Consider the following 14,588-nt stretch of genomic DNA (forward strand, 5'->3'; position numbering starts at 1 on the left):
CGGTGAAAAAACGAGGGTCCTGCTATGAATGCAGTCAGTGGGGGAAAGGCCAGAGGCGCAGTTTCTGTTTGCCCATGGACCACAGCCGGGCCAGGCCGTGCGGCTCGACAATCAGGAACCAGACGATCAGCCCGCCAAAAATCATCAGTTCGGCATGCGACACGCCAGCGGTCGAAATATCGATGCCGAACAGTCCCATGAAGGCCGGCAAAAAGCGGTTCAGTGCAATCGGCAGCACAACGATGAATGCCGCGCCAAAGAACGCGCCCATGATTGAGCCCAGGCCGCCGATGATCACCATGAACAGGAGGCGAAACGAAATTTCGACGGAAAAGGCTGCTGGCTCCCAGGAGCCCAGGTACACAAAAGCCCATAGCGCGCCAGCCATGCCGATGATGAACGAACTGACGGCAAAGGCGCTGAGCTTGGCGTACATCGGCCGGATGCCAATAACGGAAGCGGCTACGTCCATGTCACGAATGGCCATCCATTCGCGGCCGATGGCACCGCGCACCAGGTTTTTGGCCAGCAGCGCGACGATCACCAGGATGCTCAAGCACAGCAGGTACTTGGATGCCGGACTCTGGATTGGCAGGCCGAACACCTGCAATCCGGTGACCGACACCGAGCCCGATGCCGAATCGTTGGTCAGCCACTTGATGCGCAAAAACATCCAGTCGCTGAAGAACTGCGCCGCCAGCGTGGCCACGGCAAGGTACAGGCCCTTGACGCGCAGGCTCGGCAGGCCAAACAAAATGCCAAAGGCCATGGCGCAAAACCCGCCCAATATGACCGTCGGGATCAGCGGCATGCCTGGAATGCGCACGAAAAAGTTGTAGGCGCCGTAAGCCCCGACCGCCATGAAGGCACCCGATCCCAGCGAGATCTGGCCGCAGTAGCCGACCAGGATGTTCACCCCGATCGCCGCCAGCGACATGATGACCAGCGGAATCAAAATCGAGGCGTAAAGGTAGTCGCTGGCCATCAGCGGCACGGCGACAAAGGCAAACAGCAGCACCAGGCCGATGGCAATGCGGTCCTGCGTGATCGGGAAGATCTGCTGGTCAGCCCGGTAGGTGGTCTTGAACTGGCCGTTTTCGCGGTAGAGCATGTGGGTTCCTTGTTCTTCTTGTCAGTTCAGACGCGATCGATGATCTTCTCGCCGAACAGCCCCTGCGGACGGAACAACAGGAACACCAGTGCCAGCACATAGGCGAACCAGATCTCGATGCCGCCGCCGACATACGGGCCGAGGTAGACCTCGGACAGCTTCTCGCCGACGCCGATGATCAGCCCGCCCAGAATGGCGCCCGGCACCGAGGTCAGGCCGCCCAGAATCACCACTGGCAGGGCGCGCAGTGCAATCGTCGTCAGCGAAAATTGCACGCCCAGTTTGGAGCCCCAGATCATTCCGGACACCAGCGCCACGACGCCGGCGACGCACCAGACGATGACCCAGATGCGGTTCAGCGGAATGCCGATGGACTGCGCCGCCTGGTGGTCATCGGCCACGGCGCGCAGGGCGCGGCCGGTGGTGGTTTTCTGGAAAAAGATGCTCAGCAAGATGACCATGGCAGCCGCGATGGCGGCGGCAATCACGTCTTCCTTGTTGACCAGGATGCCGCCCGGAAACACCGAGTCCAGCAGGAAGACCGGGTCTTTCGGCATGCCGATGTCGATCTTGTAGATGTTGCTGCCGAACAAGGTCTGGCCCAGGCCTTCGAGGAAATAGGCAATGCCCAGTGTGGCCATCAGCAGCGTCGCGCCTTCCTGGTTGACCAGGTGGCGCAGCACCAGCCGCTCGATCAGCCAGGCGACGACGAACATCAGCACGGCGGCAATCGCGAAGGCGATCAGGTTGGCGACGATCAGGTTGTCGATGCCGGTCCACTTCGGAATCCACTCCGAGAACCGGGCCATCGCCAGCGCCGCAAACAGCACCATCGCGCCCTGCGCAAAGTTGAACACGCCCGACGCCTTGTAGATCAGCACAAAGCCGAGCGCCACCAGCGAATACAGCATGCCGGCCATCAGGCCGCCAATCAGGGTTTCAAGAAAAAATGCCATGAAATCAAACTCCTAAAGATTCAGTGCGGAGCAGCGCAGCAAGCGTGATGGCATCCGTTTCCCACCAGCAGGGGCCGCGGGACTGGCTTTGCCAGACCGCAGGCGCAGCGGCCCCCTCGGGGGGCAGCGCAGCACACGAAGTGGCAAGCGTGGGGGCATGTATCGGGGTCATATCAATGGCTGGTGCCGAGGTAGGCGCTGATCACGTCCGGGTTGGCGCGGACTTCTTCGGGCTCGCCGTCGCCAATCTTCTTGCCGTAGTCGAGCACCACGACACGGTCGGAAATGTCCATCACCACGCCCATGTCGTGCTCGATCAGCACGATGGTGGTGCCGAATTCCTCGTTCACGTCGAGGATGAAGCGGCACATGTCCTGCTTTTCCTCGACGTTCATGCCGGCCATCGGCTCGTCCAGCAGCAGCACCTGCGGCTCCATCGCCAGCGCGCGCCCCAGATCGACGCGTTTTTGCAGACCATAGGGCAACTGGCCAACCGGCGTCTTGCGAAAAGCCTGGATTTCCAGAAAGTCGATGATGCCTTCGACATATTCACGGTGGCGTGTTTCCTCGCGCTCGGCAGGGCCGATGCGCAGCGCCTGCAGAAAGATGTTGCTTTTGATCTTCAGGTTGCGCCCGGTCATGATGTTGTCGATCACGCTCATGCCCTTGAACAGCGCCAGGTTCTGGAACGTGCGGGCCACACCCATTTCGGCCACCTGGCGCGAGGACATGTGTGAAAACTTCTGGCCGCGAAAGGTGATCGAGCCTTCCTGCGGCGTGTAGACGCCGTTGATGCAATTGAGCATCGAGCTTTTGCCGGCGCCGTTGGGGCCGATGATGGAGCGGATTTCATGCTCCTTCACATTGAAGGAAATGTCGGTCAGCGCCTTGACGCCGCCAAAACGCAGGCTGATGTTGTTGACGTCCAGGATGACGTCGCCGGTCTTCTTTTTTGTCATGGTTTTTTTTGTTCAGGCCGCAGCTTTGACCTGGGAAAAGGTTTTTGCGTCCGACAGTTGGAGCGTGGCGCTGACGCTGCCCGTGCGGCCGTCCTCGAACTTGACGACGGTCTCGATGTATTGCTCGGCCTTACCGGCATACAGCGCCTCGACCAGTACGCCGTATTTTTCGGCAATGAACCCACGCTTGACCTTGTTGGTCCGCGTCAGTTCGCCGTCGTCGGCATCGAGTTCCTTGTGCAGAATCAGGAAACGGCTGACCTGGCTTCCGGCCAGCAGCGCATCGCTGGCCAGGTCGGCATTGACCTTTTCAATGCATTCCTGCATCAGCTGGTAGACCTCGGGCTTTTGTGCCAGGTCGGTGTAGCCGGCGTAGGGCAGGTTGCGCCGCTCGGCCCAGTTGCCGACCGCATCGAAGTCGATGTTGACCATGACGCAAACGCGGTCGCGGCCGTCGCCCAGCGCCACGACTTCCTTGATGAAGGGGAAGAACTTGAGCTTGTTCTCGACGTATTTGGGCGCAAACATGGCGCCGTCGTTAGGCCCGCCCTTGATGCGGCCAACGTCCTTGACGCGGTCGATGATTTTGAGGTGGCCGTGCGCATCCAGGAAGCCGGCGTCGCTGGTGTGGTACCAGCCGTCGGCGGTCAGCACCTCGGCGGTGGCTGTCGGGTTTTTGTAGTATTCCTTGAGCAGGCCGGCCGACTTGACCATGATCTCGCCGTTGTCGGCGACTTTGATCTGGACGCCGCGAATTGGCACGCCCACAGTGTCGGCGCGCGCCTGGTTGTCGGGCTGCAGGCAGACAAATACGGCGGTTTCGGTCGAGCCGTAAAGCTGTTTGAGGTTGATGCCGATCGAGCGGTAAAAGCTGAACAGGTCGGGGCCAATGGCTTCGCCGGCGGTGTAGGCTACGCGCACCCGGTTGAAGCCCAGGGTGTTGCGCAGCGGACCATAGACCAGCACGTTGCCGATGGCGTATTTGAGCCGGTCCAGGCTGCCGACGGCTTCGCCATTCATGCGCGCCGGGCCAACGCGCCGGGCGACATTCATGCAAGCCTCGAACATCTTGCGCTTGAGTGCGCCAGCGTCTTCCATGCGGATCATCACGCTGGTCAGCAGGCCTTCAAAGACACGCGGCGGCGCAAAGTAATAGGTCGGGCCGATTTCCTTCAGGTCGATCGTCACGGTGCTGGCCGACTCGGGGCAGTTCACCACGTAGCCGCAGGCTAGCCACTGGGCGTAGCTGAAGATGTTCTGGCCAATCCAGGCGGGTGGCAAATAGGCCAGCACTTCTTCGGCATTTGTCAGCTTGTCGAATTCGGCGCCGGCGCTGGCGCGGTCAAGCAGCGTGCTGTGGGTGTGCACCACCCCTTTGGGGTTGCCGGTCGTGCCCGAGGTGAAAAACATGGCCGCCACATCGTTCGGCTGGAGCTTGGCGACTTCAGCCGCAAACCAGTTCGGGTTCTGGGCGATGAAGGCCTTGCCTGAGTCGATCAGCGCATCAAGCGAATCAAGCCCGGGCTCGTCATAAGTGCGCAGGCCGCGCGGGTCGTCATAGTAGATGTTCGAAATTTGCGGGCAGCGATCCCTGATTTCGACCAGTTTATCGACCTGCTCCTGGTCTTCGACCATGGCAAAACGCACTTCTGCGTTGTTCAGCGGAAAGACGCATTCGGCGCCGACCGCATCCTGGTACAGCGGCACCGGAACGCTGCCCAGCGACTGCACCGCCAGCATGGTGGCATACAGGCGCGGGCGGTTGGCGCCAATCACCACCATGTGTTCGCCGCGCCTGAGGCCAGCCTGGCTCAGCCCGGCGGCCAGCTGGCCGACCAGGGTGGCCAGGGCCGACCAGCTGTGCGCCTGCCAGATGCCGTATTCTTTTTCGCGCATGGCCGGTGCATCCGGGCGCTCGGCGGCATGTTTGAGCAGCAATTGGGGAAATGTGGTCTGCATCCGGTCCGTGTCTCCGTGTGGGGCCGACTGTTTAAGAAAGTCGGCTGTTGTGTATCGAATATTAGGACTGCGTTTGACGCCCTGGTGTCGTTGCAACGACAATTTACGGGTAAGTCCTAGTGGGGACAGCCCGGGGTTAGCCGCTTTTGGCCAATGAAGTTGCCGACATGCAAAGCCATGCGCATTCGGGGTTGCGGGGCAATGCGCCGCTGAGGCCACGTCGGCCGGAGGTTTTTAATTGACAATAAATCAGCATTTGGCCGACAATTTAAGGGTTTAACTTGACGCCTGCATGACATCCAGGTGTTTTCATGACCCATGTCAACTGACCTGACCCTTCACCAGCGCCGCCGAACTCCCTCGCCAGACGAGTTGCGCGGCATTCCCTGGCTGCCCTTGCTGCGTCCCGATGAACGGCTGCGCGCGGTGGCGAGCCTGCAGGTGGGCGATGCGGCCGCGGGCGATTACGTCTGCCGTGTGGGCAGGCCTGTGACCTACTGGTTTGGCGTGGTCGAAGGCTTGCTCAAGATGAGTTCGGACAATGCCCAGGGCATCACCATGACTTTTGCCGGCATGCCGCCCGGCGGCTGGTTTGGCGAAGGCACGGCGCTCAAGCGCGAGCCGTACCGCTACAACATCCAGGCGCTGCGCAAAAGCGTGGTGGCCGGCTTGCCCATTGACAGTTTTCACTGGCTGCTTGACCACTCGATCGGCTTTAACCGTTTTGTGATGAACCAGCTCAACGAGCGCCTGGGTCAGTTCATTTCAGCGCGCGAGATTGACCGCATGAGCAACCCCGACTTGCGCGTGGGGCGCAGCCTGGCCGCGCTGTTCAACCCGGTGCTTTATCCGGGCGTGGGAGAGGTGCTGCGCATCACGCAGCAAGAACTGGCTTACCTGGTCGGCCTGTCGCGCCAGCGTGTCAACGAGTCGCTGCGAACCCTGGAGGCGCAAGGCACGATTCGCGTCGAATACGGCGGTTTGCGCGTACTCGACATTGCCGCACTGCGGTCCAGCATATTTCAGGATAAAAACCAGTCCTGACGCAATATCGGCGGGCAACTACAGCTATTGAAAAAGTAGCTTTAATTTCGTTTGTTGTCGTGTTGCGAAGCAATTTTCAGAGGGCCGCGTTTGCGTTGGTTGCCGTTTCCGATGACCGCCGAAAATGCGGCGTTGGCCGGGAGCGCAACGACCCAGACAGCGCTTTCTTGCTCCGAGAAGCTGACTTTTTAATGTTCAATTCCGATGGTCAAAGTCACGTGCTTCATGACGCATCGCCAGGATGCGTACGTTGAGTTTCAAGCCGGCAATGCCGGTTTCCGGAGGTCTTGGTGCCGCCAGGCCGGTGCTATTATAAAAATGGACAACGAGCTAAACCCCAAACAAAACCGATTAACGGAGACAAAAAATGATCAAAAACTTTGCCTTGATGGGCTCACTACTCGCCTTCGGCGTTGGCCAGGCGTTCGCACAAGCTGCCCCGCCCCCGCCGATCTGGAAGCAAGGCATGACAGGCGAGATGGCCAGCTCGAAGCTCGCGCCCCATGCCGGCAAATTCACGGCCACCGCCGCGGACGACATCCCGATCCAGAAGCTCAAGCTGCCGCCCGGTTTCAAGGCAGAAGTCTGGTCGTCGGGCACACCTGGAAACCGTGCCATGGCCCGCGGCGAGAGTGGAAAAATCTACGTCGGCACGCGTGCACTTGGCCGCGTGTATGAAATCACCGACAACGGCACCGAGCGCACCAGCCGCGTGGTCGTTGACAAGCTGAACCAGCCGGCCGTCGCCATGCACAACGGTGCGCTTTATGTCATGGCCATCGACAAGGTGCTGCGTTATGACGGCATAGAAAAGAACCCCGATGTGCAGCCGGTTGACCTGACCGCCAAGTTCAATTTGCCGCCTGAACAGCACCACAACTGGAAGTACCTGCGTTTCGGCCCGGATGACAAGCTGTATGTTCCGTTTGGAGCGCCTTGCAACATCTGCGAGTTGCCTACCCAGGAGTACGCCCAGATCCGTCGCTACGATGCCGATGGCTCGAACATGGAAGTGATTGCGACCGGCGTGCGCAACACGCAAGGCTTTGACTGGCATCCTGTGACCAAGGAACTCTGGTTCACCAACCACGGTCGGGACTGGATGGGCGACGACAGCCCGCAAGACGGACTCAACCGCCTGAGCAAGGTGGGCCAGAACTTCGGTTTTCCGTACTGTCACGCCAGTGGCATTGCCGATCCCGACATCAAGAAGGACAAGCCGTGTGAGGGCGTGACGCCGTACGTGCAAGGCATGGGCGCCCACGCAGCCGCAATGGGCTTGCAGTTTTACACCGGCAACATGTTCCCGGCCGAGTACAAGAATGCAATGCTCGTTGCCCGCAAAGGCTCGTGGAACCGCACCCAGAAAAGCGGTTACGACGTGGTCATGGTTCGCACGGACGCCGATGGTAAAAATCCGAAGGTCACCCCGTTCATCACGGGTTTCCTGGACGAAAAAACCCAAGCCTTCTGGGGCCGCCCGACCTACATGCTGCAAATGCCCGATGGTTCCATGCTGCTCTCTGATGAGCAACTTGGCGCGATATACCGCATTTCGTATGCCAAGTAAGCGATCAGGCACGTTGACCATCAGCAGGGCGCTGTCAGCCGTCGCCCTGCTTTTTTACCTGGTTCCTGGCCAGGCCCAGCAACCCCCGCAACTGCCGCTGTGCATGGCCTGCCATGGCGCACAAGGCAACTCGCAGATTCCCTTGAACCCCTCGCTGGCTGGCCAGCCCAAGCTGTTTCTTGAAAACCAGATGGTGCTGATCCGGGAAGGCCTGCGCGATATTCCGCAAATGAAAGGGGTGCTGGATGGGCTGAAAGATGCAGAGCTTGTGGCGCTGGCAAGCTATTTTTCTGCGCAGACGCCGGTACGGGAACCCAAGCCTGTCAACAGCGTGACCTACCAGCGCGGTCAGGCTACCGCCCAAAAAATGTTGTGCGCAAGCTGCCACTTGCCGGACTATACCGGGCGCCAGCAGATCCCGAGACTGGCAGGGCAGCAGGAAGCGTTTTTGGTCTACTCGATGAAGCAGTTCCGCGACCACCCTGGCCTCGGACGCGACACCATCATGGCCGCGTCCCTGTATGGACTAAAAGACGACGATCTTGACGATCTGGCCCATTTCCTGGCCAATTTCAAATAGCACCCTGCCACTGGGGAATACAACCCCGTGGCTGGTGAACTGCACGTTGGTGATGTACCGCCATGGTTTGTCATGGCGGTGCAGGACCTGCTCAAAATGCGCAGTGACAAAGTTGACGGCACGGCATTCAAGCGCGAGCCCTACCGCTACAACACCTGCAGTAAAAACTGGAGCTTGACCCGGCCCAGCCGCAGTGCCTGCTGACGGAAACCGACGAGGGCTACCGGCTGGTCGCCTGAAATTCAGCAACTGCCCTGCATGCACAGACGTGGCCTTTCGAAAACTGTCGTTAACGGTTATCAGGTACGCAAAAGCCTTCCCATCCCGCCCGGTTAGATCATTCGTCCGGTTTGAGCGCCGTGATCCGCAGCCGCAGCGCATTGCTGATCACCGAGACCGAGCTCAGGCTCATGGCCACCGCAGCGACCATCGGCGACAGCAGCCAGCCGGTGAACGGGAACAGCAAGCCGGCGGCCAGCGGCACGCCCAGCAGGTTGTAGATGAAGGCAAAGCCGAGGTTTTGCTTCATGTTAGCCACCGTGGCGACCGACAGGGCCCGCGCCGTTGCGATGCCGCGCAGGTCGCCCTTGACCAGCGTGAGCTGCGCGCTGTTCATGGCCACGTCGGTGCCGGTGCCCATCGCAATACCGACGTCGGCTCTGGCCAGCGCCGGGGCGTCGTTGATGCCGTCGCCGGCCATCGCCACGATGCGGCCTTCCTTTTGCAGGCGTTCGACCAAATGCAGCTTGTCCTGCGGCTTGACCTCGCCATGCACCTCGTCGATGCCCAGGCGCTTGCCCACGGCCTGCGCGGTGGTCAGGCCATCGCCGGTGGCCATGATGATGCGCAGGCCCGACTTGCGCAGCGAAATCAAGGCTTCTTCGGTGCTGGCCTTGATTGGATCGGACACCGCCAGCAGCCCTGCCAGCTGGCCATCCACCGCCAAGTGCATGACGCTGGCGCCCGTGCTGCGCAGTTGTTCGGCCCGGTCGGCCAGGGGTGCCACGTCGATGCCGAGCTGCTGCATCAGCGTCGTGTTGCCGATGGCGAGCGACTTGCCGCCGACCACGCCCTTCACACCGATGCCCGACGCGGAATCGAAGTCCTCGGCTTTTTCCAGCGCCAGCTTGCGCTCCCGTGCCGCGTTGACGATGGCGGCCGCCAGGGGGTGCTCGCTGCCCTGGTCCAGGCTGGCGGCCAGGCGCAGCACCTCGTCTTCGCTGAAGCCATTGGCACCCAGCGCCACCTCGAAAGCCGGCTTGCCTTCGGTCAGCGTGCCGGTCTTGTCGACGATCAGCGTGTCGACCTTGCACAGGTTCTCGATGGCGGCGGCGTCCCGGAACAGCACGCCCTGCGTGGCGGCGCGGCCAGTGGCGACCATGATGGACATCGGCGTGGCCAGCCCCAGCGCACACGGGCAGGCAATGATCAGCACCGTCACCGCGGTGATCAGGCCATAGACCCAGCTCGGCTGCGGGCCGAAGAAGCCCCAGGCAAAGAAGGTCAGCAGCGCGATGCCCACAACGCCATAGACAAAATACCCGGCCACGACATCGGCCATGCGCTGCATCGGCGCCTTGGAGCGCTGCGCCTGCGCCACCATCTGGACGATCTGCGACAGCACGGTCGCCGAGCCAACATGCTCGGAACGCATCAGCAAGGCGCCGCTGGTGTTGAGCGTGGCGCCGATCAATTTGTCGCCGACCCGCTTGGTCACCGGCAACGGCTCGCCCGTCAGCATGGATTCGTCCAGTGCGCTGCTGCCTTCGAGCACTACGCCATCGACCGGCACCTTCTCGCCGGGGCGAACGCGCAGGCTGTCGCCTTCGTGCACGTCGGCCAGGGGAATGTCTTCCTCGCGGCCGTCCGGCTGCACGCGGCGCGCCGTCTTGGGCGACAGGCCAAGCAGTGACTTGATGGCTGCCGATGTCTTGGACCGCGCCTTCAATTCGAGCAGCTGGCCGAACAGTGTCAGCGAGATAATGACCACCGCCGCCTCGAAGTAGACCGCCACGCGGCCCATCGAGATGAACGAAGACGGAAAGACACCAGGCGCCAGCGTCGCGACCACGCTGTAGACGAAGGCGGCGCCCGTGCCCAGGCTGATCAGGGTCCACATGTTCGGGCTCCGGTTCACCACCGACTGCGCGCCGCGCACGAAGAACGGCCAGCCCGCCCACAGCACCACCGGCAGGGACAGAACCAGCTCGACCCAGCTTTGCGTGACCATGTCGAACCAGCCCAGCCGGTGGCCGAACATGGCCAGCGTCGTGACGATCACTGTCAGCGGCAGCGTCCACCAGAAGCGGCGGGTGAAGGACGCGAGTTCGGGGTTCTCGTCATCGTCGAGGGTGGGCATGACGGGCTCCAGCGTCATGCCGCATATCGGGCAATTGCCCGGATGGTCTTGCCGGATCTCGGGATGCATCGGACAGGTGTAAATCGTCCCTGCCGGCGCTGCCTTCGACGGTGCACTCGGTGCAGGCGGCTTGGCGGTGTAGGCCGACGGATCGGCCGAAAATTTCGATTGGCATCGGGCGCTGCAGAAGTAGTAAGGCCTGCCTTCGTGCGCCAGATGGTGCGGCGACGCCGCCGTCACGTCCATCCCGCAGACCGGGTCTTTCAGCTTGACGGCTCCTTCCGGCGCACCGTGAAGGGGATCCGTTTTTGCGGGGGCTGCGCTCGGCAATGGTGTGACAGGCATGTCCATCTAGGGTTCCTTCTGAAGGGGCGGCCACGGCCGCACAGGATGAATGGCCGATCCGGCCCGACAGGCGCAGACCGGCGCGAAGCTCAGGTGGGGACAGGAGCGGCCAACGCCGCACGCACGCGTTCAAGACGCGCCCGGACTTCAGCCGCCACCTTGGCAACCTCGGGGTCGTCGGTCATTTGCATCACCGCCACCGGGTCCATGAACCCCACCGTCTGGCCGCCGTGGGCCTCTTCCCGCACGATGACGTTGCACGGCAGGAGCAGTCCGATGTCCGGCTGGGCCGTCAGGGCACGATGTGCCAGCGGCGGGTTGCAGGCGCCCAGGATGCGGTAAGCGGGCATGTCGATATTCAGCTTGGCTTTCACCGTCGCCTGGATGTCGATGTCCGTCAGCACGCCGAATCCTTCGGCCATGAGTGCGTCGGTGACCCGCGCGATGGCCTCGGGAAAACGCATGTCCGCCAGGGTGCAATAAAAGCCGTAGGATTCACCGGGAGGGGTCGTGGCCGGAGGCCGGGGGGTGTTCATTGCGTACTCCTTCAAGGTTTGGCCGGGGCTGGCGGCATGCGGTCGGTCATCATCTGCATCATGGACTGCATCATCTGCATGTGCTTTTCCATCATCTGACGGTCCATGCCCATGCCCCCTTCCATGGCGCCTTTGCCATGCATGCCCGACATGGCGCCCATGCCACCCATGCCACCTTTTCCCATCATGCCGCCCATCATGGCCATGCTGTCCTGCATGACCTTCATGTGCTCGGCCATCAAGGCGCTGCGCTGTTCGGGCGTCATGGACTGCATCATCTTGTCGTGCATGGAATGCATGGTTTTCATCTGCTCATCCATGCGGGCCATGTGTTCACCGGAACCGCCCATGGGCATGCCCGCAGCGGGCGCGGCATGGGGAGGGGGTGCATTCCGGTCGACGGATGTCTGGGCACACCCGGCAAGGCCGAAGGTGAAGGCGGCGGCTGCAAAGGCCAGTGCGCGAAGTGACAACATGTGAAGGCTCCCGGAGTAGGTATGAAGAATGAAATCGCAGCAATGCAGGCAATACGGCCGGGTCTGTCTGACATCGAATCGACACGCCAGGCAATGGCTTGCTTGTAAACCTGAAGATTCAAGGCGTCTGTGCGGCAGCTTACACCCAGGCAGTTCAGTCAGGGCGCCGACGTCACGATTCAGCCGCAGCAGCAGCCCTTGCGTACCGGTGCGGCCGCGGGCGCCGCAGCCTGGGCTCCGTCCTGAATGGCCACGGGGGTGTAGCCCGCTTGCCGGATGACATCGCTCCATTGCCCGGCAGGGACGGTGTCGGATTCGATCTGGACGCGGTGGGCGCTGATGTCGATCTGCACGGTGGCGCCGGGGTCCCGCGCCTTCACTGCCTTCGTGATGGTGCTGGAACAATGGCTGCAGGTCATGTCCTTGACTTCAAACGTGTTCATGGGTGGGTCCTTGATGGGAACGGGTTGGAAAAGAGGTACTTTCGACCTTTCCACCGTGGGAAGGTCAAGCGACGCTCCTTGGCGACCCCCCTGGCAGTACGGGTATGCGGCAATGCACCTTGACCGTTGCCAGCATGAAAGCGCCCGGCCATGGAAGTCAATCCATGGCCGGGCTGCGTCCGGACCAGCTTGATGCGCAGGCTTCAGGCCATGGCGCCGTCGCCTCGCCGTCGCCTCGCCGTCGCCCGATCGTGATGCCAGACAAGGCCGGTGGCAGGCTTGTCAACTGTTCAGCGCCGCAGGTTCGGTGTCTTCCGGGGACGTCACGCCGATGGACTCGATCTCCCGGGGCTCCAGTGTCTCGGACGTGCTGGCAATCAGCGCATTGACCGCAGCAATGAAGGAGCCGGATGGCCCGCCCCCGCCGCCTGCGCCACCGGTTCCACCGCCACCCACCGTCGTGCCACCGTCGCCACAGGCGCCCAGTGCCAAAGCCAGTGCCACGGCAGCGGCGCCCTTGAAAAAAAGCTGATGGTTCATCATTTTTTCCTTAGTTGTTGAAATTGCCGGGAATTGGCGTGTTGAGGTACGGGAACGCTGACTTGAACGTGGTGGCATCCTTGCGCACGCCGTCGGTCAGGGGCAGCGCGCCTGCCGGTGCATCGGCAGGCTTGCAGCCTACCTTGAGGGTGTCCCCGGCACCTGTCAATGCGCACAGCGCACCCATGGCCACCCGCAGGGACAAGTCCACCACATCGTCGCCAGGGCGCCGTCCGTTCGGAAAACCGGCCTTGTCGTTCGCTGCCACGCCCAGCGGATTTTGAGCCGCCGGGGCAACCGGGGCAATGGTGGTGTTCAGGCGCAACATTTCCGAAGCAACGACGTTTTTCGGCTGGTTCAGGCCTTCAAGGCCTTTCAGGAACACTGTGACCAGGTCGGTCCTCGGGAAGTTGGTGGGCGCCTTGGCTGCGGGAAACAAGGTTTGCACCACGGCAGGCAAGGTCGGGTTGGTGACGTAGTTGATGAACTGCGCGTCGCCCGACGGCTTGGACGCGTTGAAACGGTCTTTGTCATCCATGCCGATCACCACCTCGTTGACCAGCGGCATGCCGACGCGGGACACCTGCGCCCAGGGGCCGCCTTCCTTGGTGGCATTGTTCAGGCCTTTGGGCGAAGGATTGATCAGGCGTCCCTGCCGAACGCTGGCCGTGGTGTAGGCCCCGATGACCGGCTCGCCTGCCGTGGTCAGGCAGGAAATCGGCACTTCCAGGGCAATCGAGCTGATGTTCTTGTTTTCCAGGTCGTTTTTATTGCCGTTGACTTCAGCGCCCAGCGGATTGAGGTTGAAGAGGTCAAAAATCTTGCCAACGGCGATGTAAAACGGCTCCTTGCGCTGGCCGACGAAAACGCGCCCTGGCGCGGCGCAACCAGGAATCGCGACGTTGTAGATGTGCTTGTTGGCATAGACCTCGTAACAGGTGGCGCCGCAAAATGTCTTGTCACCGATATTGTCGACCGGCTTGTCGAATTCGGTCCCGCCGCCGGCTGCGTTTGTCAGGCTGGTCTTGGAGCCACTGCGGCGGTCGCCCCTGACCAGGTCCACGGTGTAGGTTTCACGCACATTGAGCTTCGCATCGTTGACTTCGCTCACAGTACCGGAATTGATAAGCGGAATCGGCACATCCTTGTCACCCACCTTGAGGGTGAGTTTCTTCGAGGTGTTCTTGAACCGGAACTGGAACGTCAGGTGCTCTTTTGCATCCCCCACGTTGTCAACATGAATTTCGTACAAGGCGTTTTGGTCAAACTGGTAAAAAAACGGTCCTCCTTGCGGATCCTGAAAAGGAATGTAATTGGCAATCATCGTCACGTAGTCCTGACGGCCCGCCTCGTAGCTGCGAAACATATACAGGTCAGTGCCGTCCACCTTGGGCTGGTTGGTGATGAACGGTGCTTCACGGTGGCTGGAAGCCTGCGCAGGCAAAGCGCTGGCAAGCGCGAGAGCGCTGATAACCGCAGCGGCTAAAACGTTTTTCTTGGCGAAACCGGGCATGTGTGTCTCCTGAAAAGATGGAAAAATTCCACCTTCATGGTGTTGATGCCCCTGCTCTGATTTTTGTAGGCAGTCCTTTCCAGCGCGAATAGGACAGATTGCTGATCAGCAATCAGTAATCACTGATCATTGACTGCTTCATCAAGACAAACGCGCCCATCCAGCGTGCAACGCTGGCGCAAAACATGCCCTTGGAT

The 14,588-nt window shown here is 61.2% G+C and carries 14 protein-coding genes; 4 read left to right on the forward strand and 10 right to left on the reverse strand.

The window, feature by feature from the left end:
• Positions 1–34 precede the first annotated feature (34 nt).
• From IWX87_RS02090 to IWX87_RS02105, 4 genes are all read right to left on the reverse strand, one after another.
• Positions 35–1,111 carry a branched-chain amino acid ABC transporter permease gene (locus IWX87_RS02090; RefSeq protein WP_196861866.1) on the reverse strand — a complete coding sequence of 359 codons (1,077 nt, stop codon included), beginning with the start codon at positions 1,109–1,111 and terminating at the stop codon, positions 35–37.
• Positions 1,112–1,137: 26 nt separating this feature from the next.
• On the reverse strand, positions 1,138–2,067 hold the full coding sequence (locus IWX87_RS02095; protein WP_196861867.1) for a branched-chain amino acid ABC transporter permease: 930 nt from the start codon (positions 2,065–2,067) through the stop codon (positions 1,138–1,140).
• Between the two features lie 173 nt (positions 2,068–2,240).
• Complete coding sequence (locus IWX87_RS02100) at positions 2,241–3,026, reverse strand: ABC transporter ATP-binding protein (protein ID WP_196861868.1); 786 nt, start codon at positions 3,024–3,026, stop codon at positions 2,241–2,243.
• 12 nt (positions 3,027–3,038) lie between these two features.
• The gene (locus IWX87_RS02105; RefSeq protein WP_196861869.1) at positions 3,039–4,985 is read right to left on the reverse strand and encodes a long-chain fatty acid--CoA ligase; all 1,947 of its coding nucleotides are present in this window, start codon (positions 4,983–4,985) and stop codon (positions 3,039–3,041) included.
• Between the two features lie 318 nt (positions 4,986–5,303).
• On the opposite strand from IWX87_RS02105, the gene IWX87_RS02110 reads away from it, so the two are divergent.
• From IWX87_RS02110 to IWX87_RS19990, 4 genes are all read left to right on the forward strand, one after another.
• Positions 5,304–6,029 (forward strand): Crp/Fnr family transcriptional regulator, encoded by a 726-nt coding sequence (locus IWX87_RS02110; RefSeq protein ID WP_196861870.1) that lies wholly within the window; start codon positions 5,304–5,306, stop codon positions 6,027–6,029.
• A 367-nt stretch (positions 6,030–6,396) separates the two neighbouring features.
• Positions 6,397–7,599, forward strand: a complete 1,203-nt coding sequence (locus tag IWX87_RS02115; protein ID WP_196861871.1) for a sorbosone dehydrogenase family protein — start codon at positions 6,397–6,399, stop codon at positions 7,597–7,599.
• Positions 7,589–8,179 (forward strand): c-type cytochrome, encoded by a 591-nt coding sequence (locus IWX87_RS02120; protein WP_231374558.1) that lies wholly within the window; start codon positions 7,589–7,591, stop codon positions 8,177–8,179. The genes IWX87_RS02115 and IWX87_RS02120 overlap by 11 nt, the downstream gene beginning before the upstream one ends.
• A 27-nt stretch (positions 8,180–8,206) precedes the next feature.
• Positions 8,207–8,383: a hypothetical protein gene (locus IWX87_RS19990; RefSeq protein ID WP_196861872.1), complete on the forward strand. Its 177-nt coding sequence runs from the start codon at positions 8,207–8,209 to the stop codon at positions 8,381–8,383.
• A 133-nt stretch (positions 8,384–8,516) separates the two neighbouring features.
• Here the strand turns inward: IWX87_RS19990 and IWX87_RS02130 are convergent, their stop codons facing one another.
• The 6 genes from IWX87_RS02130 to IWX87_RS02155 all read right to left on the reverse strand — a co-directional run bounded on the left by IWX87_RS02130 (position 8,517) and on the right by IWX87_RS02155 (position 14,391).
• Positions 8,517–10,883, reverse strand: coding sequence for a heavy metal translocating P-type ATPase (locus IWX87_RS02130; RefSeq protein WP_370583752.1), 2,367 nt, complete (start codon positions 10,881–10,883; stop codon positions 8,517–8,519).
• Between the two features lie 89 nt (positions 10,884–10,972).
• Positions 10,973–11,419 (reverse strand): DUF302 domain-containing protein, encoded by a 447-nt coding sequence (locus IWX87_RS02135; RefSeq protein ID WP_255532109.1) that lies wholly within the window; start codon positions 11,417–11,419, stop codon positions 10,973–10,975.
• Between the two features lie 11 nt (positions 11,420–11,430).
• Complete coding sequence (locus IWX87_RS02140) at positions 11,431–11,895, reverse strand: hypothetical protein (protein ID WP_231374557.1); 465 nt, start codon at positions 11,893–11,895, stop codon at positions 11,431–11,433.
• Positions 11,896–12,074: 179 nt separating this feature from the next.
• Entirely contained in the window at positions 12,075–12,338 is a 264-nt protein-coding gene (locus IWX87_RS02145; RefSeq protein ID WP_196861874.1) for a heavy-metal-associated domain-containing protein, read from the reverse strand.
• A 282-nt stretch (positions 12,339–12,620) separates the two neighbouring features.
• Positions 12,621–12,878: a hypothetical protein gene (locus tag IWX87_RS02150; RefSeq protein ID WP_196861875.1), complete on the reverse strand. Its 258-nt coding sequence runs from the start codon at positions 12,876–12,878 to the stop codon at positions 12,621–12,623.
• A 10-nt stretch (positions 12,879–12,888) separates the two neighbouring features.
• On the reverse strand, positions 12,889–14,391 hold the full coding sequence (locus IWX87_RS02155; protein ID WP_196861876.1) for a DUF4331 domain-containing protein: 1,503 nt from the start codon (positions 14,389–14,391) through the stop codon (positions 12,889–12,891).
• Positions 14,392–14,588: the final 197 nt, after the last annotated feature.

Origin of the sequence: Polaromonas sp. CG_9.7 (assembly GCF_015752205.1) — a bacterium.
Classification (GTDB): domain Bacteria; phylum Pseudomonadota; class Gammaproteobacteria; order Burkholderiales; family Burkholderiaceae_C; genus Polaromonas.